This is a genomic window from Aliarcobacter butzleri (genome assembly GCF_900187115.1).
In the GTDB taxonomy this organism is placed as follows: domain Bacteria; phylum Campylobacterota; class Campylobacteria; order Campylobacterales; family Arcobacteraceae; genus Aliarcobacter; species Aliarcobacter butzleri.
The window spans coordinates 123,880-149,637 of sequence record NZ_LT906455.1; the positions used below are offsets into that span (position 1 = coordinate 123,880).

General features: G+C 28.1%; 27 protein-coding genes. 18 read left to right on the top strand and 9 right to left on the bottom strand.

The features are described 5' to 3' along the window. Positions 1–75: 75 nt before the first annotated feature. The gene (locus CKV87_RS00585) at positions 76–516 is read left to right on the top strand and encodes a DoxX family protein (protein WP_004510158.1); all 441 of its coding nucleotides are present in this window, start codon (positions 76–78) and stop codon (positions 514–516) included. 23 nt (positions 517–539) lie between these two features. Here CKV87_RS00585 and metH read toward each other — a convergent pair whose 3' ends face one another. Then, positions 540–4,019 (bottom strand): methionine synthase, encoded by a 3,480-nt coding sequence (gene metH / locus CKV87_RS00590; RefSeq protein WP_012012017.1) that lies wholly within the window; start codon positions 4,017–4,019, stop codon positions 540–542. Between the two features lie 194 nt (positions 4,020–4,213). Between metH and CKV87_RS00595 the strand changes: the two genes are divergently transcribed. The 5 genes from CKV87_RS00595 (at position 4,214) to CKV87_RS00615 (ending at position 7,610) form a co-directional block, all read left to right on the top strand. Further along, positions 4,214–5,134 carry a branched-chain amino acid transaminase gene (locus CKV87_RS00595; RefSeq protein WP_004510160.1) on the top strand — a complete coding sequence of 307 codons (921 nt, stop codon included), beginning with the start codon at positions 4,214–4,216 and terminating at the stop codon, positions 5,132–5,134. Positions 5,135–5,178: 44 nt separating this feature from the next. Further along, positions 5,179–6,252, top strand: a complete 1,074-nt coding sequence (locus CKV87_RS00600) for an SPFH domain-containing protein (RefSeq protein WP_012012018.1) — start codon at positions 5,179–5,181, stop codon at positions 6,250–6,252. A gap of 40 nt (positions 6,253–6,292) precedes the next feature. Beyond that, on the top strand, positions 6,293–6,580 hold the full coding sequence (locus tag CKV87_RS00605; protein ID WP_012012019.1) for a hypothetical protein: 288 nt from the start codon (positions 6,293–6,295) through the stop codon (positions 6,578–6,580). Then, the gene (gene hisIE, locus CKV87_RS00610) at positions 6,580–7,260 is read left to right on the top strand and encodes a bifunctional phosphoribosyl-AMP cyclohydrolase/phosphoribosyl-ATP diphosphatase HisIE (protein WP_012012020.1); all 681 of its coding nucleotides are present in this window, start codon (positions 6,580–6,582) and stop codon (positions 7,258–7,260) included. The genes CKV87_RS00605 and hisIE overlap by 1 nt, the downstream gene beginning before the upstream one ends. 92 nt (positions 7,261–7,352) lie before the next feature. Then, the gene (locus tag CKV87_RS00615; RefSeq protein ID WP_012012021.1) at positions 7,353–7,610 is read left to right on the top strand and encodes a hypothetical protein; all 258 of its coding nucleotides are present in this window, start codon (positions 7,353–7,355) and stop codon (positions 7,608–7,610) included. 35 nt (positions 7,611–7,645) lie between these two features. On the opposite strand, the gene CKV87_RS00620 is transcribed toward CKV87_RS00615, so the two are convergent. Both CKV87_RS00620 and thiC read right to left on the bottom strand, forming a co-directional pair. After that, positions 7,646–8,827 (bottom strand): Mrp/NBP35 family ATP-binding protein, encoded by a 1,182-nt coding sequence (locus tag CKV87_RS00620; RefSeq protein WP_004510165.1) that lies wholly within the window; start codon positions 8,825–8,827, stop codon positions 7,646–7,648. 66 nt (positions 8,828–8,893) lie between these two features. Beyond that, the gene (gene thiC / locus CKV87_RS00625) at positions 8,894–10,246 is read right to left on the bottom strand and encodes a phosphomethylpyrimidine synthase ThiC (RefSeq protein ID WP_004510166.1); all 1,353 of its coding nucleotides are present in this window, start codon (positions 10,244–10,246) and stop codon (positions 8,894–8,896) included. A 145-nt stretch (positions 10,247–10,391) separates the two neighbouring features. Between thiC and CKV87_RS00630 the strand changes: the two genes are divergently transcribed. From CKV87_RS00630 to CKV87_RS00650, 5 genes are read left to right on the top strand one after another with little or no spacing between them, the layout of a single operon-like run. Beyond that, the gene (locus tag CKV87_RS00630) at positions 10,392–11,234 is read left to right on the top strand and encodes an HDOD domain-containing protein (protein ID WP_012012022.1); all 843 of its coding nucleotides are present in this window, start codon (positions 10,392–10,394) and stop codon (positions 11,232–11,234) included. A gap of 38 nt (positions 11,235–11,272) precedes the next feature. Further along, positions 11,273–12,397 carry a bifunctional 2-C-methyl-D-erythritol 4-phosphate cytidylyltransferase/2-C-methyl-D-erythritol 2,4-cyclodiphosphate synthase gene (locus CKV87_RS00635; RefSeq protein ID WP_012012023.1) on the top strand — a complete coding sequence of 375 codons (1,125 nt, stop codon included), beginning with the start codon at positions 11,273–11,275 and terminating at the stop codon, positions 12,395–12,397. Then, positions 12,394–13,284: a DNA-binding transcriptional response regulator gene (locus CKV87_RS00640; RefSeq protein WP_014467989.1), complete on the top strand. Its 891-nt coding sequence runs from the start codon at positions 12,394–12,396 to the stop codon at positions 13,282–13,284. Before CKV87_RS00635 ends, CKV87_RS00640 begins: the two co-directional genes overlap by 4 nt. 10 nt (positions 13,285–13,294) lie before the next feature. Further along, positions 13,295–13,771: a phosphatidylglycerophosphatase A family protein gene (locus CKV87_RS00645; RefSeq protein ID WP_012012025.1), complete on the top strand. Its 477-nt coding sequence runs from the start codon at positions 13,295–13,297 to the stop codon at positions 13,769–13,771. A gap of 16 nt (positions 13,772–13,787) precedes the next feature. Further along, entirely contained in the window at positions 13,788–14,501 is a 714-nt protein-coding gene (locus tag CKV87_RS00650) for a hypothetical protein (RefSeq protein WP_012012026.1), read from the top strand. 77 nt (positions 14,502–14,578) lie between these two features. On the opposite strand, the gene carA is transcribed toward CKV87_RS00650, so the two are convergent. From carA to CKV87_RS00675, 5 genes are read right to left on the bottom strand one after another with little or no spacing between them, the layout of a single operon-like run. After that, positions 14,579–15,697, bottom strand: a complete 1,119-nt coding sequence (gene carA / locus CKV87_RS00655) for a glutamine-hydrolyzing carbamoyl-phosphate synthase small subunit (RefSeq protein ID WP_012012027.1) — start codon at positions 15,695–15,697, stop codon at positions 14,579–14,581. Further along, on the bottom strand, positions 15,697–16,248 hold the full coding sequence (locus CKV87_RS00660; RefSeq protein WP_004510172.1) for a DUF507 family protein: 552 nt from the start codon (positions 16,246–16,248) through the stop codon (positions 15,697–15,699). Before CKV87_RS00660 ends, carA begins: the two co-directional genes overlap by 1 nt. A gap of 4 nt (positions 16,249–16,252) precedes the next feature. Next, the gene (locus CKV87_RS00665; RefSeq protein WP_012012028.1) at positions 16,253–17,503 is read right to left on the bottom strand and encodes an adenylosuccinate synthase; all 1,251 of its coding nucleotides are present in this window, start codon (positions 17,501–17,503) and stop codon (positions 16,253–16,255) included. Position 17,504: 1 nt separating this feature from the next. Further along, positions 17,505–18,350 (bottom strand): ATP phosphoribosyltransferase regulatory subunit, encoded by an 846-nt coding sequence (locus CKV87_RS00670; protein WP_012012029.1) that lies wholly within the window; start codon positions 18,348–18,350, stop codon positions 17,505–17,507. Further along, positions 18,350–19,462, bottom strand: coding sequence for a pyridoxal-phosphate-dependent aminotransferase family protein (locus CKV87_RS00675; RefSeq protein ID WP_004510175.1), 1,113 nt, complete (start codon positions 19,460–19,462; stop codon positions 18,350–18,352). The genes CKV87_RS00670 and CKV87_RS00675 overlap by 1 nt, the downstream gene beginning before the upstream one ends. Positions 19,463–19,607: 145 nt before the next feature. Between CKV87_RS00675 and CKV87_RS00680 the strand changes: the two genes are divergently transcribed. The 6 genes from CKV87_RS00680 (at position 19,608) to CKV87_RS00705 (ending at position 24,032) form a co-directional block, all read left to right on the top strand. After that, positions 19,608–20,237: a YceI family protein gene (locus CKV87_RS00680; RefSeq protein WP_012012030.1), complete on the top strand. Its 630-nt coding sequence runs from the start codon at positions 19,608–19,610 to the stop codon at positions 20,235–20,237. A gap of 155 nt (positions 20,238–20,392) precedes the next feature. Continuing rightward, the gene (locus CKV87_RS00685) at positions 20,393–20,845 is read left to right on the top strand and encodes a MarR family winged helix-turn-helix transcriptional regulator (protein ID WP_012012031.1); all 453 of its coding nucleotides are present in this window, start codon (positions 20,393–20,395) and stop codon (positions 20,843–20,845) included. A gap of 55 nt (positions 20,846–20,900) precedes the next feature. Then, a complete protein-coding gene (locus CKV87_RS00690; RefSeq protein ID WP_012012032.1) occupies positions 20,901–21,452 on the top strand; it encodes a YceI family protein in 552 nt (183 codons plus the stop codon). A gap of 23 nt (positions 21,453–21,475) precedes the next feature. After that, positions 21,476–22,252: a DODA-type extradiol aromatic ring-opening family dioxygenase gene (locus CKV87_RS00695; protein ID WP_012012033.1), complete on the top strand. Its 777-nt coding sequence runs from the start codon at positions 21,476–21,478 to the stop codon at positions 22,250–22,252. Next, entirely contained in the window at positions 22,249–22,947 is a 699-nt protein-coding gene (locus CKV87_RS00700; protein WP_012012034.1) for a pirin family protein, read from the top strand. The genes CKV87_RS00695 and CKV87_RS00700 overlap by 4 nt, the downstream gene beginning before the upstream one ends. 56 nt (positions 22,948–23,003) lie before the next feature. Next, the gene (locus tag CKV87_RS00705) at positions 23,004–24,032 is read left to right on the top strand and encodes a glyceraldehyde 3-phosphate dehydrogenase NAD-binding domain-containing protein (RefSeq protein ID WP_012012035.1); all 1,029 of its coding nucleotides are present in this window, start codon (positions 23,004–23,006) and stop codon (positions 24,030–24,032) included. A gap of 39 nt (positions 24,033–24,071) precedes the next feature. Here CKV87_RS00705 and purM read toward each other — a convergent pair whose 3' ends face one another. Continuing rightward, on the bottom strand, positions 24,072–25,067 hold the full coding sequence (gene purM, locus CKV87_RS00710) for a phosphoribosylformylglycinamidine cyclo-ligase (RefSeq protein ID WP_012012036.1): 996 nt from the start codon (positions 25,065–25,067) through the stop codon (positions 24,072–24,074). A 100-nt stretch (positions 25,068–25,167) separates the two neighbouring features. Here purM and CKV87_RS00715 point away from each other — a divergent pair, with 100 nt between their 5' ends. Then, positions 25,168–25,716: a spermine/spermidine synthase domain-containing protein gene (locus tag CKV87_RS00715; RefSeq protein ID WP_012012037.1), complete on the top strand. Its 549-nt coding sequence runs from the start codon at positions 25,168–25,170 to the stop codon at positions 25,714–25,716. The last annotated feature ends 42 nt before the right edge of the window (positions 25,717–25,758 follow it).

The window sequence follows — 25,758 nt, forward strand, 5'->3', positions numbered from 1 at the left end:
TTGTTATAATATAAAGTTAAATTTATAGATTATTTATTTATCTATGAAGAAATTTTTAATATAAGGATAAAAAGTATGAGATGTTGTGAAAGTAAATTAGAATCTATTTTAAATGAAGATATTGGTAAATTAATTTTAAGAGTTTCTATCGCTGTTTTAATGCTTTTTCATGGATTTGCAAAATTACAAAATGGAATTGATGGAATAAAATTTTTAGTTACAAGTGCAGGTTTGCCTGAATTTTTTGCTTATGGTGTATTTTTAGGTGAAGTTGTTTTTCCTATTTTAATTATTCTTGGATTATTCACTAGAATTTCATCATTCTTTTTTGCATTTACAATGGTTTTTGCTGTTTTCTTAGCTCATAGTGCTGATATATTTACTTTAGGAAAAACTGGTGGTCCAGTTATTGAATTACCACTTATTTATCTTTTAGCTTCTGTTTCAATTATGTTTTTAGGTGCTGGTAAATATAGTCTTGATGCAAAATGTAAAGCAAAGGCTTGCTCAATATAAATTAAATGTATAAGAGTTAACTCTTATACATTATAATAATTTGCTTCAGGATTTGTAACAACTATTGCACAAGTTGTTTGTTCGGGATGCATTTGGAATGTTTCACTAAGTTCTATTCCAAACTCTTCAGGATTTAATAAATCAAAAATATCTCTATTCATCGCTAGATCAGGACAAGCTGCATATCCAGGAGAATATCTACAACCAACATATTGTTTCATTTGAACATCATTTAAAGTGTGTCCTTCATTCGGTACAATATCTAAATCGAGTCTTATTTGTTTGTGTAAAACTTCTGCTAATGCTTCAGCAAGTTCAACTCCAAGTCCATGAACTTGATAGTATTTTGTAAATTCACCATTATCATATAAACTTCTTTCATAATCAGTGATTTTAAGTCCAGCACTTGCAAGTGTAAAGGCAACTACATCAAGTCTATCATTTGCAAAAAAGTCAGGTATACATCTAAATGGTTTTCTTTTTTGTCTTGGAAATTCTAATACTTTTATAGCTTCACTTAGAGGTGGAATATTTTTTGACTCTTCAAGTGAATTAAACAGATATTTTTTATCAAAAATATAAAGTTTATTATCATGTGATATACAAGGATAATAAGCATAAATTGCAATTGGGTCAAAGATATCTTTATCAACTAATTCAGCTTTTAAAGCTTCATAAGTTGGTTCAACTACATCTCTTTCATATTTCATAAAAGCTTCTGGAGTCTGTTTTCCTCTTTTATATCCCCATCTTTGTCTAAATAAAACTCTATGATTTATCCATTTAAAAATCAACTCTTTATTTAGTTTTTCACCTCTTTTTGTTACTCTATCCCAAATTGGAGGAAAAACAAATTTTCCACGTTCTGGCATAGATATCTCTTCATAAGAAGGTATTTCAATCTCTTCTTTTTCAACTCTATCACTTGTATCTATTCTTTCAATTAAATCAGCTGCAAGTGCAGTATTGTTTTCATCACCTTTTTCAATTCTTTGCATAGAAACAACACCATCAAAAGCATCTCTACAATAAAAAATAGGACCATCGTAAATAGTTCTACAATATTCATCAACAAAGTTTTTTGTAAGTGCTGCACCTCCAAGAAGTACAGGAACTTTAATACCTAATTTTTGTAACTCTTCAAGATTTTCTTTCATAACAGCTGTTGATTTTACAAGCAATCCACTCATTCCAATAGCATGAGCATTATGTTTATTTAGTTCTTCAACAAATTGTCCTAAATCAGCTTTTATACCTACATTTACAACTTTAAATCCATTATTACTTAAAATAATATCAACTAAGTTTTTACCAACATCGTGAACATCACCTTTTACAGTTCCTAAAATAAGAGTTGTTTCACTTGCTTTTTCTTGTTTTGGTAAATATGGATTAAGCGAATCAACACAAGCTTTCATTGTTTCAGCACTTTGAAGTACAAATGGTAACTGCATTTGACCACTTCCAAAAAGTTCACCTATTACTTTCATTCCATCAATTAACCACTCATTTACGATAATTTCAGGACTAATTGTATGTCTTAATTCTAAAGCTAAAGGAATAAGTCTCTCTTTATCTCCATCAAGAAGAAGTTTTTTTACTTTTTCAATTGGTTCTAGTTTTTGATACTCTTCATCGCTTTGTTCTTCTTGACCTTCTACATTTGAAAAATGTTCAATAAATGCAAAAAGTGGGTCAGCACCATTTTCCCAAATATTAAAAATCAAATTATCACAAGCTTTTTTATCTTCTTCACTTATTTTATTTAGTGGCAAAATATGTTTTACATTTACAATAGCACTTGTAAGTCCAGCTTTTACACAATGGTCAAGATAAATAGAGTTTAGATAAATTCTAGCATTTGTTGCTAAACCAAAAGAGATATTTGAAAGTCCTAAAGTCGTTCCTACTTCAGGATGTCTTATTTCGAACTCTCTTATTGCTTCAAGTGTTTCAATTCCTGCTGTTCTATATTCATCATCTCCAGAACCAATAGTAAATGTAAGCATATCAAATACTAAATCAGCAGGATCAAATCCATGTCTATTTACACATAAGTCAAAAATTCTTTCTGCAACTTCTAATTTTCTTTCCTTTGATTTTGCCATTCCAATTTCATCAATTACAAGACAAACAAGTGCAGCTCCAAATTTTTTTGCTAAAGAACAAACAGCATCAAATTTTTCAATTCCATCTTCAAGGTTTACAGAGTTGATTATACATCTTCCCCCAATTTGTTTAAGTGCTGCTTCCAGTGCTAAAATTTGAGTTGAATCAGGCATAAGAGGAAGTGCAATTTTTTGTGAATAAAGTGAAACAACTTCATCCATATCAAATCTTTCATCTCGTCCTGCAAATCCAACAGATACATCAATTACATGAGCTCCTGCACGAACTTGTTGTTGAGCAACACTTAATGTTCCTTCATAATCATTGGCTTTAAGTAACTCTCTAAAAGCTTTACTTCCAGTAGCATTACTTCTTTCTCCTATTAGTAAAGGAGCTGGTTCTTGTTTTAATGGAACGATATTAAATAAACTTGCTAATGAAGCTTTTAAAAATCCACAAGGTTTTAGTGGAATTTCATTTTCAACAGCCTTTGCCAAAGCTTCAATATGTTCAGGTGTTGTACCACAACAACCACCTAAAAATGAAACACCATTTATTTTCAAAAACTCTTTTTGTAAAGCTGTAAACTCTTCTGGTTGCATTGGATAATAAGTTTTTCCACCTCTATTTTGAGGAAGTCCAGCATTTGAGTGAACTGAAATTGGGAATTTACAAACTTGACTTAAAGTTTTAACATGTTTATGTACTTGTACTGGACCTGTTCCACAGTTAAATCCAAGAGATAAAATATTAAATGGTGCCATAATAGCAGCAATTGTCATCGCATCAGTTCCAATAAGCATAGTTCCACTTAATTCGATGGTTACTGACACCATAATTGGAATATTAGGTGCCACATCATTTAGTGCATGAAGAGCAGCTTTTATTTGAAGTGGGTCTTGACAAGTTTCAAGTAAGAAAATATCAGTTCCTCCATCAACAAGCCCCTTAGCCATGATTTTGTAACCTTCATACATTTCATCATATTTAATGTGACCTAAAGACGGCAGTTTTGTTCCTGGTCCTATTGAAGCAAGACAAAATCTAGGTTTTTCTGGTGTAGAAAATTTTTCACAAGATTTTTTTACTAAACTAGCACCTAATTTTGACAACTCATAAGACATATGACCAATATTATATTCATCTAAAACCCAAGGCATTGAACCAAAAGTATTCGTAGAAATCAAATCAGCACCAGCTTTTGCATAGTTATCGTGAATTGTTTCTAATATATGAGGTGCAGTTAAATTTAAAAGTTCATTACAACCTTCTAAGTCTAAATCTTCAAAAAACCACTCTTCTTTTTTTATGTCAGCTATTTGAAGTTGAGTTCCCATCGCCCCATCGATAATAAGGACTCTTTTATCAATTAAATTTTTTATTAATTCTTCCATTAATTCTCTACTTTTATAAATTATAATTGTTTTTAATAATATTCATTAGATAGTATATTTAAAGAGTGGTTAAAAGCTGTTAAATCAAATTTTAATTATTTTAGATTTGAAAAAATAGTCTTAGAATCAAGATTTTAATTATCTTTTGGCTAAAATATTAACTAAAATAAATAAAGTATTAGGAAATAACTAAGATGACTGAATCAAAATATATATGGATGGATGGAGAATTTGTTGCTTGGCATGATGCAAAAGTTCATGTTTTAAGTCATACATTACATTATGGAAATGGTGCTATTGAAGGAACAAAAGCTTATAAAACTGTTGATGGAAGATGTGCAATTTTTAAATTAAATGAACACACAAAAAGATTGTTAAATTCATCAAAAATGACTTTAATGGATGTGCCTTTTTCTTTAGAAGAGTTAAATAAAGCACAAGTTGAACTTTTACAAAAAAATGAATTAACAAATGGTGCATATTTAAGACCATTAGTTTATTTAGGTTATGGTGTTATGGGACTTTATCACAAAGATGCTCCTGTAAAAGTATCTCTTTCTGCATGGGAATGGGGAGCATATTTAGGAGAAGAAGGTTTAAAAAAAGGTGTTAGAGTAAAAATTTCATCTTTTTCAAGAACTCCAAATACTTCTGGAATGGGTAAAGCAAAAGCAGTTGCAAATTATCTAAACTCTCAAATGGCAAAATATGAAGCTGTTGAGGCTGGATATGATGAAGCTTTATTAAAAGATGACCAAGGATATATTGCAGAAGCTAGTGGTGCTTGTTTCTTTATCGTTAGAGATGGAGTATTAATTTCTCCACCAAATGATAATTCTTTAGAGTCTATTACTCAAGCAACAGCTATTGAATTAGCAAAAGATTTAGGAATTGAAGTTGTAAGAAGAAGAATTACAAGAGAAGAAATCTATATTGCTGATGAAGCATTTTTTACTGGAACTGCTGCTGAAATAACTCCAATTAGAGAAGTTGATGCAAGAGTTATTGGTTGTGGTTCAAGAGGACCAATTACTGAAAAAATCCAGTCTGCATATTTTGATGCAGTTACTGGAAAAAATGAAAAATATATTAAGTATTTAACTTACATTAACTAATTTTAATTATTATAAGTTATTAAAATATTTAAATAAGGAAAAATATGCCGATAGACAATGACTATTTTAAAAACAGACAACAAAATAATAATGGTGGAGGAAATGGTGGTAATTTTCAACCACCATTTGAAACACCAGAGTTTTTTAAGAATTTTGGGAAAAAAGCAGGTATGCTTTACGCAATAATTATAATTATAGGAGTTTTATTTATTTTTAAACCTTTTGTAATTATCGAATCAGGACAAGTTGGGATCAAAGCAACAACAGGAAAATATGATAAAGAACCTTTAAATCCAGGTTTTCACTTCTATATTCCTGTAATTCAAAGAGTTATTGTGGTTGATACAAAAGTTAGACTTTTAACATATATGAATACACAAAATATAGGTTCTTTTGACCAAAGTATCAAAAATAATCCAGCGATCAATGTTCTTGATTCAAGAGGTTTACCAATTTCTATTGAATTAACTGTTCAATATAAAATAATAGCTGAAGGTGTTCCTGAAACTATTGCAACTTGGGGACCATCTTGGGAAGATAAAATTGTTAACCAAATTGTTGGAGAAGTTGCAAGAAGTGTTCTTGGTGGATATAATGCAGAAGTTCTTCCAATGAAAAGAAATGATGTTGCTGAAAGTCTTGATAGATTAATTAAAGAAAAAGTAACAGAAAGATCTCAAGGTGCAGTTATTGTTGAATCTGTACAATTAAAAGAGATTGTACTTCCTGAAAAAATTAAAGAACAAATAGAAAAAGTTCAAATTGCAAATCAAGAAGCAGAAAGAGTAAGATACGAAGTTCAAAGAGCAAAACAAGAAGCTGAAAAAAGAGCTGCTCTTGCAACAGGAGAAGCTGAAGCTAGAAGAATTGAAGCTCAAGGTAGAGCAGATGCTGTAACTATTGAAGCAAAAGCACAAGCTGAAGCTAATAAAGAAATAGCTCAATCTTTAACTCAAAATTTATTACAAATGCAACAAATTGAGGTTCAAGGAAAATTCAATGAAGCTCTAAGAGAAAATAAAGATGCGAAAATTTTCTTAACACCAGGTGGAGCAACTCCAAATATTTGGGTTGATACTAAAGATAAGTCAAGAGATACAATTGTAAATCAAAAATAAAAGAGGTAGTTTTAACTACTTCTTTATAAAGAAAAGTAGTATGAAAAAACGAAAACTATTTATAATAATTAATCTTTTTTTTATCTCAACAATTTATGCACAAGAGATAGAATCTGTTTTGAGAATAAAACCTGAACCAAAATATGAAGATATTTTAAAATATAATCAAAATGTAAAATATGAAGATATTTTAGAATATAAAGAGAAAACAGAAGAAGAAAAAGAAAGTGATTATAGTTTTGGATTTAATTTAGATATAAATAGAGAATTAATGACAATAGAAGGATTTAAAATAGATGTTGGTACAAAGTTTAAAGGTATAAATTAATGGAACAGTTAAATAAAATTGATTGGGAAAAGATGAATAATCTAATACCAGTTATTACTCAAGATGCGAAAACAAATGAAGTTTTAATGCTTGCTTATATGAATAAAGAAGCTTTAGAACTTACTATAAAAACAAATTATGCTCACTATTTTAGTAGAAGCAAACAGAGAATTTGGAAAAAAGGTGAAAGTTCAAACCATCTTCAAGAAATTGTAGAAATATTGGTTGATTGTGATAATGACACACTTTTATTAAAAGTAAATCAAACTGGAGTTGCATGTCATACAGGTAGAAAATCATGTTTTTATACAAATCTAAAAACTGATAAAATAATTAGTGACGTTGAAATAAATACTACAGCAGCTTATGGAGTTATTGATACTTTATATCATACTATTTGTGAAAGAAAAGATGAAGATGTTTCAAAATCATATACAGCAAAATTACTTAAAGGTAATCAAAATTCTATGCTTAAAAAGATTGTTGAAGAAGCAGGTGAGTTTACATTTGCAGTAAAAGATGACAATGAAGAAGAGATTATTTATGAAGCCGCAGATGTTGCTTATCACGTTTTAGTGGCACTTGCAAGCAAAAATATAAATCCAGATAGAGTAAAACAAGAGTTAGCAAGAAGGTTTGGAATCTCTGGAATCGAAGAAAAAAATTCAAGAATTAAATGATAGAAATTTTAAAATTTCTTATACAACTAAGTTGCATTTAATAATCGATTGTTATAATGCGAGGATTAAAAATAAACAAAGGAGTATTAAATATGACAAATAGTTGTCAATACTGCTCTAAAAAAATTCCAATATCAAAGGTTTTTTGTTCTGCTGAATGTAAAGAGAGCTTTTTCCAAAAAATTGCTATTTCAGTACCAAAACCTTTTGTTAAGAAGTTATATTTTTTCTGTTCAGAAGAGCAAAAAGAGTATGAGATAAAAACATTTGCTCAAAGACATAATTGGCATGAAAAACTAGTAACTGAGAAAATTAAAGAGTTATTTGAAGAGTATTATCAATGTGGATAAAAAAAGAGTTTTAAACACTCTTTTTTATCTATTACTTAATGGCATCCGCATCCACTTCCGCAACTTCCACCCGATTTTTTAGCTTCATCATGTTGAGCTTTTATTTTTTGTCCTTCAGTTGAACAAGCGCTAACACCTGCTGGCATTATTGGTTGAATTTCAGCATTTGAAACTTCATCTTGAGAATTTAAAAATGAGATTAGTTTATCAGAAGCAATCATATATCTTTTTGCTGTTATTGATTCAGGTTCAAAATAAACAATTGGTTTACCACTATCTCCACCTTTTCTAATTGATGGTTCTATTGGAAGACTTCCTAAAACTTGAGTTTCATACTCTTTTGCTAAATTTTCACAAGTACCCATTCCAAAAATATCAGATTCTGTATTACAAGTTGGACAAATAAATCCACTCATATTTTCAATTATTCCAGCAACAGGAATATGAAGTTTTTTAAACATATCTAAACTTCTTTTACTATCATCAAGTGCAACATGTTGAGGAGTCGTAACATTTATTCCAGCACTTACAGGAACACTTTGAGCAAGAGTAAGTTGTGCATCACCAGTTCCTGGAGGCATATCAATGAATAATATATCTAAATCTTCCCATAAAATATCTCTTAGAAGTTGTTGGATAGCTTTCATAATCATAGCACCTCTCCAAATAAGAGCTTGACCTTCTTGCATTAACATTCCCATTGACATTACATCAACACCATAAGCATTTAAAGGTTTTGCTTTATCTCCTACAACTTCAACTTCTTTTCCATTTAAACCCATCATTCTTGGAATATTAGGACCATAAATATCAGCATCTAAAATACCAACTTTTTTACCTTGCATTGCACTTGCAATTGCAAGATTTACAGTTGTAGTTGATTTTCCTACTCCACCTTTTCCACTACTTACCATTACGATTTTTTTGATTTGAGGAGCAATGTTTTTTCCACTTGTACTATTACTTTGTTGAACCTGCTCTTTTGGTTTGTTAAAATATAGTGTTAACATTAGGCCTAAAGGCTCAATACAGTCAGTTATCTCTTTTTTTAATTGCTCTTCAACTTCAATTGCTGTAGATGTAATATCTAAAATAATAAAACAGCTATTTCCATCAAGTTTAATATCTTTAACAAATCCAAACTCTACAATAGATTTTGTAAAGCCTGGATATTTAACTTTTTCTAACTCTTTTTTAATATTTTCAATAGTAGCCATATAAATCCTTATAATATAATTTATTAAATTGTTATTATAATAAAAATAGGATAATTTTTGTCTTAATTAACCTGCTATATTAACCATTTCTTGACCATGTTCTTTTACTATCTTTTGCGTTATTTTATATGAGCAAAATTTTGGTCCGCACATTGAGCAGAATTCTGCTTCTTTGAATACATCTTGAGGAAGTGTTTCATCATGATACTCTTTTGCTCTATCTGGGTCTAAACAAAGTTCAAACTGTTTATTCCAGTTAAATGCATATCTAGCATCACTCATTTCATCATCAATATCTCTTGCACCTTTTCTTCCTCTTGCTATGTCAGCAGAGTGAGCAGCAATTTTATATGCAATAATTCCATTTCTAACATCTTCTGCATTTGGTAAACCTAGGTGCTCTTTTGGAGTTACATAACAAAGCATAGAAGCACCATGCCATCCACCAACAGCTGCACCAATTGCTGAACTTATATGATCATATCCAGCAGCAATATCAGTTGTAAGTGGTCCTAAAATATAAAATGGTGCTTCGTGACAATACTCTTTTTCAAGTTTCATATTTCTTTCTATTTGATTTAAAGGAACGTGTCCAGGACCTTCAATCATAACTTGAACATCTTTTTCCCAAGCTCTTAAAGTAAGTTCTCCAAGAACTTTTAACTCTCTTAATTGTGCTTCATCACTAGCATCTGCTAAACAACCAGGTCTTAAACTATCTCCTAAAGATAGAGAAACATCATATTTTCTACAAATATCTAAAATCTCATCAAAAGCTTCATAAAATGGATTTTCTCTATGATAATGCATCATCCAAGCAGCCATTAATGAACCACCTCGACTTACAATTCCCATTTTTCTTTTTGCAACATGAGGCATAAATTCAAGTAAGAATCCAGCATGAATTGTAAAATATGAAACACCTTGTTGAGCTTGTTTTTCTATAACTTCAAGCATTTTTTCGATTGTTAAATCTTCAATTTTATCTTTTACATCATGTAAAATTTGATAAATAGGAACTGTTCCAATTGGAACAGTAGAGTGTTCAATTACAGCACGTCTTATCATATCTAAGTCACCACCAGTACTTAAATCCATGATAGTATCAGCACCATATTTTAAACAAACATCAACTTTTTCAATCTCTTTTGAAACATCACTAGCAAGTGCTGATGAACCAATGTTTGCATTTATTTTGCATGAAGATGCAATTCCAATCGACATTGGAACTAAATGTTTATGATTTACATTTGCTGGAATTATTAATCTTCCTCTTTCAATCTCGGCTCTTACAAGCTCAGGATCGAGTTTTTCAACTTTCGCTACATATTCCATATCAGGAGTAATAATTCCTTGTTTTGCATAATACATTTGAGTTCTAATTTTGTCGTTTTTATGATTGTCTAACCAAGTTCTCATTTTAAAATCCTATAATATTTAATTAATTGTAACTGGATTATAGCCAAATATATTTATATAAGCTTAAGGAACATATGAATTTTTGAATTATTAGTTGTATAAGTTTCTTTTCTATATAATATTTCATAATTTAAAGAGAAATTCAATGAAAAAAAATTTAATTCAAGAAATAAAGACTTTAGAAAATCTTCCAAATAGTATCAAAGAAATTAATAATTTTAGAAAAAATGATAACTCAGATGTAAGTGCGTTAGTAAAAATTCTAAAAAAAGATTCTTTGATAGTTTCAAATATTTTAAAAATATCAAATTCAAATCTTTTTGGTGGAAATTATAAAATTGAAACATTTAATAAAGCAGTTGAACTTTTGGGAGTAAAATTAATCTTAGCTATTTCTATTGGAACTATAATTTCTAAAACAATAAACAAAAACCTATTTGCTTATGCTGTTACAAATGATGATTTTTTTTATTCTAGTGCATTAAGTGCTATTTTTATTGATAATTGGCTTGGACAAATCAATGAAGATTTACGAAATGAGTTACTTTTGCCAGCATTTTTACAAGATATTGGGAAGTTTATAATCTCTCAGTTAATTCAAGATGATAGACAAACAGAATTTTTTTTAAAAAGTTTAGTTGAAACAGATGATATAAGTGCTTGTGAACTTGAATTTACTGGATATACATGTTCAAGAATTAGTGCAAATATTTTTAAACATTGGGATTTTAGTCATAATATAATTTTTCCTATTGCTTTTACTCAAGATTTAGAAAATTGTCCAAAAGATTTTTTACATAAAGCTCAAGTATTAAATGTTGTAAAAATTTTATGTGATATTAGAAATCCATTAAGTAATAATAATATAGAAAAAGCTTTAAAAAAAGTTCTTGAATATAATTTTGATGTTGAATATTTTTTAAATTCATTAGATTCAATTAGAGAAAGAATAGAAAAAAATTCTCAACATTCATTAAGTAACAATTAGTTATAATTTGTAACTTTTTTACACAAAAGGAGTTATTGTTGTTAGATGTTACATTAATAGTTCTTTGCGCTGGGAATTCCACGAGATTTGAACACAAAACAAAAAAACAATGGATAAGGGTTGAAGATGAACCTTTATGGTTAAATGTTACAAAAAGAATATCTTCTTTTGCTAAATTTGATAAAATAATAGTTACTTCTCATCAAGATGAACTAAATTATATGAAAAATTTTAGTGATGATTTTACTTTTGTAAAAGGTGGGGAAACAAGACAATTATCAATTTTAAATAGTTTGCAATTTGTAACAACAAAATATGTAATGATAACTGATGTAGCACGTGCTTGTGTTCCTCAAAGTGTAATAGAAAATCTTTTAAATGAGAAATCTAGTGCAGATTGTATAGTTCCTATTTTAAATGTAACAGATACAGTAGTTTATGAAAATGATACTATTGATAGAAGTAATGTAAAACTTATACAAACTCCTCAACTTTCAAGCACTCAAGTTTTGAGAGATGCTTTAAATACACCTATTGAATTTACAGATGAAAGTTCAGCAATCAAAGCAATAGATGGAAAAATAAAATATATTCAAGGTTCTACTTTTAGTAAAAAATTAACTTTAGGTGATGAACTTGATGAACTTCCTTGTTTAAAAGCTCCTTCAAATAATTTTTTTACAGGTACTGGTTTTGACATTCATGCCTTTGAAGAGATAAAAGATATGTATTTAGGTGGAGTAAAACTTCCTTATGAATATGGATTTAAAGCACATAGTGATGGAGATGTTTTGATTCATTCAGTAATTGATGCTTTATTAGGAGCTTGTGGAGCTGGAGATATTGGTGAGTTTTTCCCTGATACAGATGATAAATATAAAGGTATAGATTCAAAACTTTTATTAGGACAAATTGTTAATTTTATAAATAATGTTGGATATGAAATAGTAAATGTTGATTTAACAATAATTGCACAAAAACCTAAAATTAATCCTTTTAAAGATGAAATTAAAAAATCAATGGCAAAACTTTTAAGAATTGAAAAACAGTTTGTAAATGTAAAAGCTACAACAGCCGAAAAACTAGGATTTATTGGACGAGCAGAAGGGGTTGCTGTTCAAAGTATTGCTACATTGAAATATTATAATTGGAAAAAAAGATGAACATATTAATTATCGAAAATGAGATATATTTAGCTCAAAAAGTAGTTTCAAGACTTCTTGATGATGGACACAATTGTGATTATATAGAATCACCAAATATTGATAATTTATCAAAAGATTATGATGTGATTTTATTATCAACTTCTTTACCAACTGCTTTATGTAAAGAGATAACTAAAAAATATTCACATAAATCTATCATTCTTCTTTTAGTTTCTTATGTTTCAGATGAAACAGTTACAAATCATATAAAAGATGGTGCAAGAGATTATATTATGAAGCCATTTATTATGGATGAATTGATAAGAAAAATATATCACTATATTGATACAAGAAATGTAAAAAGAGAGTTACAAACTTTAAAAGAGTATTTTGATTTTACTATGTCAGATATTGATATAAGTGGAATTTTACTACCTCCATCTTTTCCACTTTTAATAGAGACAAATTCTCAAAGATATGCAGATAAATTAGTTTTTGAATTGTCAAAAAAAGTTGATTTACCTATTTATTTTATATCTTTAGTTTCTCCAACTTGGCAAAAACAAATAAATAGTATAGAAGAAAAAACAATTATATATTTAACAGATTATCATACTTTGAAAAAGAATATGAAAGATTATGTTGTTAAATATATTGAAGATAAAACTTGTGTTATTTCTACTTTAGAGTGTGAAGATAGTTTCCCTTATAGAAAAATAGAGATAAATAGTGAAAAAGAGTTAGTAGGAATTACAAATATTATGACAATAAATGATTATGTAAAAATGATGGTTATGTCATATCAAAATAAATATCCAGATACAGAACTATCAAAAAAACTTGGAATTTCAAGAAAATCACTTTGGGAAAAAAGAAAAAAACTAGATATCGAAAAAAAGAAATAGGGGATAATGTATGAATTTGAGAAAATTTTTTTTAACAGTAGGTTTTAGTGGTTTAAGTCCAAAAGCTCCTGGAACTGTTGGTTCTTTTGTTTCTTTAATTTTAGGACTTTTTCTTTTAGAATTTTTACACTCTTCAACTTTGTTTTTATTATCTATTTTGATAACTGTTGTAGCAATTAAACAAATTGATATCTATGAAAAAGAAGTAGGTTTACATGATAGCAGTGAAATAGTAATAGATGAACTTGCTGGTATGTGGATAGCTTTAAGTATTTGTGGAATAAATGGCGATAATATACTTTTTATGGCACCACTTGCTTTTGTATTTTTTAGACTTTTTGATATTTGGAAACCATCTATTATAGGTAAAATTGATAGAGATGTAAAAGGTGGTTTAGGTGTAATGGGTGATGATATTATTGCAGGAATAGCTGCAGGAATTGCAACAGCTGCGGTTTATCAGGTAATTGATAAATTTATTTTATAATAAAAAAAGGGTTTAGATGGTTGATGCAGTTAATTATTCTTATATAATTAGTAGAGTAAATCAAGAGTTCGATAAACTTCCTATTTCTTGTGTTTTTTTCGATTCTGTTGATCCAATTTCTTCTAGTTCAATGCAAAAGATTAATTCAAAGATAAATAAACATACAATTGTTGGTATTCTTTTTTGTCAACCTAGTATTAAATTTGTTAAAGATGAAATACTACCTAGTTTAGATTATTTACATCACAGGTCTGGTGATAATATAAATTTTTTTTGTTGTGGCTATGGAGCATATTGGGCACCAGAAAATGAAAATGTTGTTATCACTATTGATGGTGTTAAGTGGTCATTTGACAACAAAAGTTTTATTTCTATTATTGAAGAATTTGAACAATCAACTAAATGGAAATATAGTGGGGAAACAGAATTATTACTTTTAGATATAATACCTTCGACTAATAACAAACTTAATATTAAAAATGCTATTGTTTGTAATTTAGAATTAATGTATCAAGATAAGGCTTTTACATCATCTAGAGCTTTTTTTGAAAATTTAATTAGATATTTTACAAATTCAGAGAATAAGTCTTTACTTGAATATAGTGATCTAAAAGGTATAAGTCAAGGACTTGAATTTCTAAAAAACTCAATACTTGATAATCTACCTTTTAAGTTAAAAGATCTTTACAATTCTACGAAATCTTATGCAATCAAAGATATTAAAAAATAATTAAAGAGTTTGTTTATTTTGTGGAAGAATAAGTTAAAGTAAAATTTAACACAGAGATTATGCAAAAGAAGTGAAAATTATTTCACTATCTCTGCGAATTGTTTGAAGATATATTTTGATTCATGTGGACCAGGACTAGCTTCTGGGTGATGTTGAACAGAAAAAATCTCTTTATTTTTATATTTAACACCTTCTATTGTATTGTCAAATAAGTTAATATGAGTTATATCTGCGATTTCAACTATATTATCTGGTACATTATAGTTGTGATTTTGTGCAGTTATTTCAACTACTCCATTATTTGAAACTGGATGGTTACCACCGTGTTGTCCAAATTTTAGTTTATAAGTATCATATCCATGAGCAATAGAAAGTAATTGATGTCCTAAACAAATAGCAAATATTGGGATATTTGCATTTATTAATTTTTGAATTTCTACTTTTTCATTTACAAGAGTTAGAGGATCTCCTGGACCATTTGATAAAAATACTCCACCTATTTCTTTAGCTTCAAATCTTGCTATTAGGTCTTCCCCTTTAAATGAAGATGGTATAACTTCTACTTCAAGTCCAGTTTGAACTAATTCATTTAAAATATTTCTTTTAACTCCAAAGTCAATAACAACTACTTTTTTATCACTCATCACAGCTTTATCATAAGCTTTTATAGCATGATTCCAGCTTCCTGATTTATGAATATATGCTTCTTTTGTAGAAACTATTTCTATATAGTTTATATCTTCAATTCTAGGGCTTGCAGCTAATTGTTTTGCTAATTCTTCTTTTGAAGAGATTTCAGTTGAAGCTATCATCATCATAGCTCCTTCATCTCTAAGCATTTTAGTTAAATATCTTGTATCTATATCACAAATTCCTAAAACACCATGTTCTTTTAATAAATTATCTAAATTATTTTGTGCTCTATAATTTGAATAGTCATTGTGATAGTTTCTAACTAAAACACCTTTACAATGACAAATTTTACTTTCCATATCATCATCATTTACACCAACATTTCCAATTTCTGGCATTGTAAAAGTGATAAATTGTCCAGCATAAGATGGATCAGAGATAATTTCTTGATAACCAGTTAATGAAGTATTAAAAACTATTTCTCCAACAGCAGTTCCTGTTGCACCAAAAGATTTTGCTTCTAAAAAAGTTCCATTTTCTAAATATATCCATACTTTTTGCATTAAATTAATCCTCTTTTTATTAATTCTTCTTCGTAAAGTCTATGATAAACTAAGTCATAATCTTCAGTTCCTGGAATTAACTTTCTTTTATAATTTCTTAGTTTTGTTAAAACTTCACTATCTGCTTTTTCAAAGCCTTTTATAAAGTCATCTAAAGAATTGAAAATAATATTTTTAACTTGATTATCAGAGCACACATAATGAATAAAATCTTCTTCCCATAAATAATCTAAGATTTTATGAGCAATATCTGAAAATCTATCTTCATTGTTTAAAATAACACCAAAATCATTTGCTAATCTTTTTTTAGTCATCCAAAAAAGTTGTCTTCTATCAGCATTTAGATACTCTATTTCTTCTTCTTGTGATTCTAAAATTTCTTGAACTTTTTCATCTAAAGCAAACTCTTTTTCTATATCCGCATCAAGTATTTTCTCGATTTCTGCTTCAATACTATTTTTTTCTTTTCTAATTTCTACAAAATCACAATTGATCAAATCTCTTGTAATTCTTCTTGAAACATACGGTGTGTGATGTAACTTTAATCTCATCTTTTTACCCTCTTATAATTGTGTCTGCTCTTTCTGGAGAAGTTGAAATAATCCCAACTTTTACAGAAGTTATCTCTTCTATTTTTTCTATATATTTTTTTGCATTTACTGGAAGTTTATCAAAATCTTGTATACCAACTACACTGTCCCAACCATCTATCTCTTCATAAATTGGTTTTACATTTTGCATATCTGATGGCATATAATCTATTCTTTCTCCATCAAGTTCATAAGCAACACAAACTTTGATTTTAGAAAAACCATCTAAAACATCAAGTTTCATTAAAGCTAATTGGTCACAACCATTTAATCTACTTGCATATCTAACTGCAACTGCATCAAACCAACCACATCTTCTTTTTCTTCCTGTTACTGTTCCAAACTCTTTTCCAACTTCACCTATTGTTTTTCCAGCTTCAGTAAAATCTTCAGTAGGGAAAGGTCCGTTTCCTACTCTTGTACAGTAAGCTTTTACAATTCCAGTAATAACTCCAATATCTTTTGGATTTATTCCTAAACCTGTACAAGAACCAGCACTAACTGTACTAGAACTTGTTACATAAGGATAAGTTCCATGGTCAATATCAAGCATTGTTCCTTGAGCACCTTCTAAAAGGATTCTTTTGTTTTCATCTATTGCTTTCCAAACAAGGTTAGTTGTATTTGTAATAAATGGACTTAATTTTTCTTTATATTCATTTAATTCAGCTAATAGTTCATCTTTATTTGGAGTACTTATATCTAAAACATCAAATATTGATCTATTTTGTTTAAAGTATTCTAAAATATCATCACAAAGTTTTATTGGATTTAAAAGTTCACCCATTCTAAAACCAGTACGACTTACTTTCTCTGCATAAGTAGGTCCTATACCTTTTCCTGTTGTTCCAATAGCTTTGTCACCTTTTAATCTCTCTTTTGCTTGGTCGATTAAAGCATGAAATGGTAAATTTAAATGTGCTTTATCAGAAATAAATAGTCGCCCTTCTAAACTTGAAAACTGGCTCATCTCTTTAATTATATTTAAAGGTGATACAACAACACCATTTCCAATAACATTTACAGCTTTTGGATTTAAAATTCCTGAAGGAATTAGTTGAAGAGCATATCTTACTCCATCAACCCAAATAGTATGACCAGCATTATGACCACCTTGGCTTCTACAAACCATGTCATATTTTTGTGCTAGCATATCTACTATTTTACCTTTTCCTTCATCTCCCCACTGAATACCAACTATTACATCTGCTTTCATTTCAACCCTCTAACATTTTTAATAAATTATCTGTGTATAGTGCAAATCCTAATGAACTAAGTCCATTACTTGAATACATCCCACCATTACATAAAAGTAAATTTTTATCTATTACTCTATAATAAATATCATCATAATATTTTAAACTTCCATAATAAAGTGGAGCAATAATGATATTTGAATATTTTACTTCTTTTGCTTTTGAAAGAAGTTTTTCTAACTCTTTTTTTATACTATCTGGAACAAGTTCAATTACACTTTGTAAACTTGCTACATCTTTTACTTTTATAAGTTTATTTAGCCAATCGCAATTTAATTTAAATAATTCAGACATTTCTCCATTTTTTAATAAAGAGATATCTAGATTTAATTCACTACAAACCAATTTTGGAATATTGATATTTGATATTTGTAAAATAGGCTCAATTTTTAAAGAATTTAGAATATTTGCTGTTAAATTCATAATATCAGCAATATTATTATGGTCTATCCATTCGCAACCAATTTGATACTCTTCTGTTGATGGATAAGAAAAAATTGGTTGAACATAAAACCATTTTTTATGTTTTGTTGTTCTTCCCAATCTTTTTGTGATAATTCTTACAACATCCAAAGTTGAATCAGCTCTTAAAGAAACTTGTTCATTTTGTTCATCTGAAAATTTTATCAACTTTTTTTCATTTGCAATTGCTTGATGTTGAGAATATGAAAAGTTTGGAGTTAATATCTCTTCAAATCCAGCTTTATCTAAAATATCACAAACTTGATTTTCTAATACTCTTTTTGCTTTTGCCAATTTTCCAAAGTATAATCTACTTCCTTTTGGAATTTCGTGTTCAAAAATCATTATTTATTATTTCCTTTAAACATTGTCATTGCAAAAACTTTGTTTGCAGTACCATCAAATGTTCTAATTCCTAAATCATCAAGAGTCAATTCTACTGCATTTACAGCCCAAGAAGCTTCAAAATCTTCAACTAATCCCATGTGATTTATTCTAAAGATTTTTCCACTTAAGTGATCTTGACCACCAGCAATATTTACATTGTATTTATTTTTTAGGATTTTTCTAATTTCATTTGATTTTTCTGTATAAACAGTTGTCATTGCATTTGCTGGACTTTTTGGATAAATATCAAATCCAATAGCTTTTAAAGCTTCTCTAGTAGCTTTTGCTCTTAATGCAGTGTTTGTGTATAAAGTATCAAATCCATCAGCTTTTAGTTTTTCTAAAATTGCACCAAGACCAATAATAAGTGTTGTTGCAGCTGTCCAAGCAGTTGTATTTTTTCTTTGATTTTTTAGTTCAATCGCTAAGTTAAAATAGTAACCTTTTGGATTTGCTTCAATTTTTTCAACAGCTTTATCAGATAATCCGATTATTGCAAGACCTGGAGGTAACATAAATGCTTTTTGACTTCCAGTAATTACTGCATCAAGATTTGTAACATCGATTTTTTCAACACCAACAGCAGTGATACCATCTGCAATAATCATAATATTTGGGTTGATTTTTTTTACTTCAGTTGCAATTTCTTCAACAGGATGTCTTAATCCTCCTGCACTTTCACAAATTTGAATAAAAATAGCATCAATAGAAGAATCATTTTTTATAGTATTTACAACTTCTTCAACAGTAACTGGAGTATTCCACTCTTTTTTGATTTCTGTGTATTCAATATCAAAAGCGTTACAGATTTTTCCAAATCTTTCTCCGAATTTTCCAGAGTTAATTGTAAGAGCTTTTTGTTTTGTTAAGTTTGTAATACAAGCTTCCATCGCCCCTGTTCCACTTGAAGCTAACATTAAAACTTCTGGCATTCCATAAAGTTCTAATAATAAATTTCTAGTTTTTTCAAAAATTGCTTCAAACTCAGGAGTTCTATGATGAATAGTAATATCAGACATTGCTTTTCTAGCAAATTCTGGTACTGGAGTTGGTCCTGGTGTTAATAACATTTCATTTATCCTTAATAATTTTTCATTCAGTAAAACGGAATATTTTATCTAAATCAAGATTATTTTTAACTTTAGAAGCCTAAATAGAAACTTGTTTCAACATTAATTCGTTATAATCAGCAATATTTATAAAAAAGGAAAATTGATGAATTTTTTGAAATTAACTTTAGTGTCATTTGCTGTTACAACGACTTTATTTGCAGGAAATTATGCTATTGATACATCTCTTTCAAATGCAAATTTCACAGTTAAACATTTAAAAGTTACAAATGTAACTGGAACATTTAATGATATGTCTGGAAATTTTGAATATGAAGAAGAGACAAATAAATTAAAATCTTTAAAGGGAGAAATAGTTGTATCATCGATTAATACAGCCGATGAAAAAAGAGATGAACATTTAAAATCTGAAGATATTTTAAATGTAAAAAAATTTCCAAAAATCTTTTTTAAATCAACTAAAATTGAAGACAATATTGTTTATGGAGACCTAACAATAAGAAATGTTACAAAAAATATAAAACTTGAGTTAGAAAATCAAGCATTTTTAGATAAACAAGTAATATTTTCAATGAAAGGTGAAACAAAACGAAGTTACTTTGATATAAGTTGGGATGAACTTTTAGAAACTGGTTCTATTGCTGTTTCTGATGAGATAAAACTTACAATAAATATTAAAGGAAATTTAGTAGAAGAACCAAAACCTGAAGAGAAAAAAGAAGATAAGAAAAAAACAAATAAAAAAGTAACTGAAAAGAAAAAAGAGACAAAATAAACTACAAAAAAACCTATTTTAATAAAAATATTAGAATAGGTTTGACCTACAAAACCCTTAAAATAAAAGCTTTATAAAGAAATTTTGAAATTTATATATTTTACTCTTGACATTTATTACTAATTAGTACTATAATTTCACTTATGGAGAATGTAATGAATAATAAATCGTTAAAAACTTATGGAACTAGAACTGATAAAGCTATGAAAACAGTTGTTAGATTAGAAAAAACAAGTTTAAAAATTACAAATTTAACAATTAATTATTTATTAAAACATAATCTTACGTTTAATCAATTTAAAGTGTTAGAAGTTTTATATCATTTAGGTGATTTAAACATAGGTTCAATTACAAAATTAACTATGAGTACACCTGGAAATATAACTGTTGTTGTAAAAAATCTTAAAAGAGATAATTGGATAACATCAGTAAAAGATCAAAATGATAATAGGGCATCAATTTTATCTATTACACAAAAAGGTAAAGAGATTATTGAAGAAGTTTTTCCAAATCATGCAAAAAACTTAACTAAAGCAATGGAAGTTTTAAATGATGAAGAACTAAATACTTTATATGATTTGTTAAATAAGGTTTATAAAGCAAATTAATATTTTTTTGCTTTATATGTACTAATTAGTAATATATTAAAAAAAAGGAAAAATTATGAAAAAATTAAAATTAGGTTTATTATCACTTGCTGTTTCAACAGCTTTATTTGCAGGAAATTATAATGTTGATGCTAGTCACTCAAATGCTGGTTTTACAGTAAAACATATGATGATATCAAATGTAACAGGAAAATTTAATGATGTATCGGGAAGTTTTGAATATGATGAAAAAACTAACAAATTAAAATCTGTAAGTGGTGAAATTGTTGTAGATTCAATCAATACTGCTGATGAGAAAAGAGATGGACATTTAAAATCAGAAGATATTTTTGCTGCACAAAAATTCCCAAAAATTACTTTTAAATCAACAAAAGTTGAAAAAGATGTAGTTTATGGAGATTTAACAATGAAAGGTGTTACAAAAAATATCAAACTTCAACTTGAAAATGGTGGAGCAGTTGGTGAAAAAGCTGGATTTGCTTTAAGCGGAAAAATCAATAGAAGTGATTTTGGAATTACTTGGAATAAAGTGTTAGAAACAGGTGGAGTTGCAGTTAGTGATGAAGTTAAATTAACTATTGATATAGAGGGGAATTTAGCTAAATAATTTTTAGCTAAATTATAAATATTATGTACCCAACACTATTTATTTCACATGGAGCTCCAAATATAATTTTAAGTGATTCTAAATCAAAAAGAAATTTTGAGAAATTTGCACTTAGTTTAGAATTACCAAAGTATATAATAATAGTTTCAGCACACTATGTTACAAAAGATTTAAAAATTATAAGTCCTGAAGCTAATAAAATAATGTATGATTTTTATGGCTTTGAAGATGAATTATATAAGGTTACTTATGAAATAAATAGTGACAAAAGTTTGACGAACAATTTAATAGAAAAATTAAAAAATGAAAATATAAATATATCAATTGATGAAAATAGAAAAAGTTATGATCATGGAGTATGGAATGTCTTGGCATTATTTTATAAAAAATTAGATATTCCTGTTTTACAGTTAAGTATTCCTTACTCTTATAGTGAAGCTGAATTGATAAATTTAGGTGAAAAACTAAAAGTATTTAAAAATGATGCTATGATTATTTGTAGTGGTGGTATTACACATAATCTTGGAGATATGAGTTTTAGTTCTATAGTAAAACCTTATGCAAAAGAGTTTAATGACAAAATAAAAAATGTTATTGAAAATGGTAATAAAGAAGAGTTAATAAATATAAATAGTGATGTGAATTTTTATAAAAACCATCCATCTAAAGAGCATTTTTTACCTTTATATATTGCTTTTGGAAATGCAATAGAAAAAAGAGGAAAATCTTTTAATAGTGAAATACAATATTCAAATATTTCGATGGAAAGTTTTGTTTTTGATGAAAAGGATAAATTATGATAAAAAAACTAGCAAAAGAAAATATGGGAAAGTCAAATCTTGGTTGGTTAGAAAGTAGATTTCACTTTAGTTTTGCAGAATATAGAAATCCAAACAACATTAATTTTGGTGTTTTAAGAGTTTTAAATGATGATATTGTTCATCCAGAAAGTGGATTTGACACTCATCCTCATGCAAATATGGAGATTATTTCTTATGTTGTAAATGGAGAAATAACACATAAAGATTCAATGGGAAATAGTGAAGTTTTAAGAAGAGGAGAAGTTCAATATTTAAGTGCTGGAGATGGAATATATCATAGCGAGCACAATCTTCATAAAAGTGATGATTTAAGGCTTTTACAAATTTGGATTTTACCTCCTCAAGCAGGACTACCAAGACTTTATGGTTCTTTTAAATTTAAAGAAGAACAAAGAGATAATAAATTATTGAAAATAGTATCCTCTTTAGATGGTGATAGCAAAATAAAAATCTATCAAGATATAAATATTTATGTTAGTGAATTTGATAAAAAGCTTGAATATAAAATAGAAAAGAATAGACAAGTTTATTTTGTACAAATTGAAGGAAAAGCTGAGGTAAATGGCACTATTTTAGAAAATGGTGATGCTATGGAAATAGTAGATGAGGAAATATTAAATATAAATCCTCTTATAAAAAGTCACATATTATTTATAGAAATGCAGAAAAAATAAGTCTATAAATAAAAATAAACTATACTACGATTAAAAAATATAGTATAGGTTAGCTTATGAGTACAAAAATACTCCTAAATGGAGCGGGAAGAATTGGGAAAGCTGTTTTAAAACAGCTTTTAGAAAATAAAGATTTTGAAATTATTGTTATAAATGAAATAAATCCATATATTGAAAATATAGTTTATTCAATAAACTATGATTCAACTTATGGGAAATTAGAAGATAAATTTAAAATTATTGAAGATAATTATATTCAAAACTCTAAATCAAAAATAAAAATCACACATTTTGATTCTTTAGATAAAATTGATTTAAAAAATGTAGATATTATAATTGATTGTAGTGGAAAAAAAGAAGATGCAAAACTTTTAGAGAAACTTCCCGTAAAAGCTATATTTTTAACTCATCCAAATAAAAATGCTCATATAAATCTAATTTTAGGAGCAAATGAAGAAAAACTTGATATAAATCTTCACAAAATAATTTCAACAAGTTCATGTAATGCTACATCTTTACTTCCTGCTTTAAAACTAATTGATGATAAAAAAGAGATACTTTGTGGTGATATAGTAACCATTCATCCACTACTTAATCACCAAAGAGTTCTTGATGGTAACTATGTTGGAAGTGCAACTAGAGATGTTGATTTAAATTTTGAATTTGGAAGAAGTTCAACTCAAAATATAATTCCAAGCCGTACTACAACAATAAAAGCTTGTTCTTATGTACTTTCTAAATTTAATAGTGAATTAATTTCTTCAAACTCTTTACGAGTTCCAACAGATACAGTTGGAGCTATAAATGTGACTTTGTTTACAAAACAAACTTCAACAAAAGATGAGATAATTTCTCTTTTTAAAGAGTTTGAAAAACAACAACAATTTCCAATTATTTTAAATAATTTTGAGCCTTTAGTTTCAAGTGATTTTAAAAAAGAGAAATATACAACGATAATTGACCATAGATATTTAGAGGTTAAAAATAATATGATAAAACTTCTTTTATGGTATGACAATGAGTGGGGATATGCTTCTAAAGTTGTTGAGATTTTGAAGTATTATGAAGAGATAAAAAAAGGGTGAGTTTTTATACTCACCCTTTTTTAATTGATTAAATTTATATTAGATAAATTCTACTTTTCTTTCACCTGATTTTAGTTCACCAATTACATAACCATCAGTATTAGCTAAAATCGCATCAACATTTGCAGGGTTTACAACTAAAACCATTCCAACACCCATATTAAATGTTCTATACATCTCTTCAAGTTCTACATGATTACTCATAAATTCAAAGATTGGTAAAACTCTAATTTTGCTTCTTTGAACTACTGCTGTTAAATTTTCAGGTAAAACCCTTGGTAAATTCTCAGTAATTCCACCACCAGTGATATGTGCTAAAGCATTGATTTTATCTTTATTAGCTTTGAACTCTTTTACATAAATTCTTGTTGGCTCTAATAAAACATCTTTTAGTTTTTTACCTTGGAAATCATCTTCTAAACTCATTCCTAATTTTTCTAAAAGCAGTTTTCTAACTAATGAAAAACCATTTGAGTGAACACCTGAACTTGGAAGTGCTATCAAGATATCTCCAGCTTTTACTTTTGAAATTCTATCAAGTTCATCTTTTTCTGCAATTCCTACACAAAAACCAGCTAAATCAAAATCACCTTCTTTGTACATACCTGGCATTTCAGCAGTTTCTCCACCAACTAGCGCACATTCACTTCTTATACAACCTTCTGCAATTCCTTTTACTACTTGTGTAGCTTCGTTTACATCAAGTTTTGCAGTTGCATAATAATCTAGGAAAAATAGTGGTTCTCCAAAGTTACAAAGTAAATCATTTGAACACATAGCAACTAAGTCAATTCCAACAGTATCAAATTTTTTTGCATCAATTGCAAGTTTTAACTTCGTTCCAACACCATCTGTTCCAGATAAAATTACAGGTTTTTTGTATCCACTTGGTAACTCAAATGCTCCTGCAAATGAACCAATTCCACCAAGAACTCCTGGAATGATTGTTGATTTTACATAAGGTTTGATATTTTCTACAAACTGATTTCCTGCATCTATATCAACACCTGCATCTTTGTAACTAACTGTTGCCATTATTCACCTTTTTGTATCTATATTTTACAAATCTTGCGATTACTTTAAAAATTTTTGGGTATTATAGCAGAATATTTATAAATTTTAAGGACTATATATAATGAAATATAATAACGCATTTAATGAAATGATGGTACATATACCACTTTGTACACATAAAGAAGCTTCAAAAGTTTTAATTATTGGAACAATAAACGACAATTTAAAAATAGAAGCTTCTAAACATAATAAAATTTCAAATATTGAATTTGGAGATTTAGCATTTTTAAAATCACACAATGAAAAAAATGTTGATGTGATAGTTTTAACTGATGTAAAACTTGATGAATTATTACTAGCAAATGTCGATAGAATCTTAAAAGATGATGGTCTTATAGCTTTTGCTACAAAATCTTTTTCAGAAGATGAAGAACAATTATTTGATGATTTAAAACTTGTTGGTTCAAAATTTTGGATAGCTATGCCATTTAAATTTGGACATAATACTTCAATCATTGCATCAAAAAAATATCATCCAACTGCAGATTTAAATCTTCAAAGAGCTGATTTACTTGATGATTTACAATACTATTCAGCAGAAATCCACAATGCTTCATTTGTATTCCCTGCAAGAGAACACAAAGCTCTAACAGGTATTGCAAAAAGATAAATTTTAAATTTAAATAAATCATTATTGTAGTAAAATCCAAAC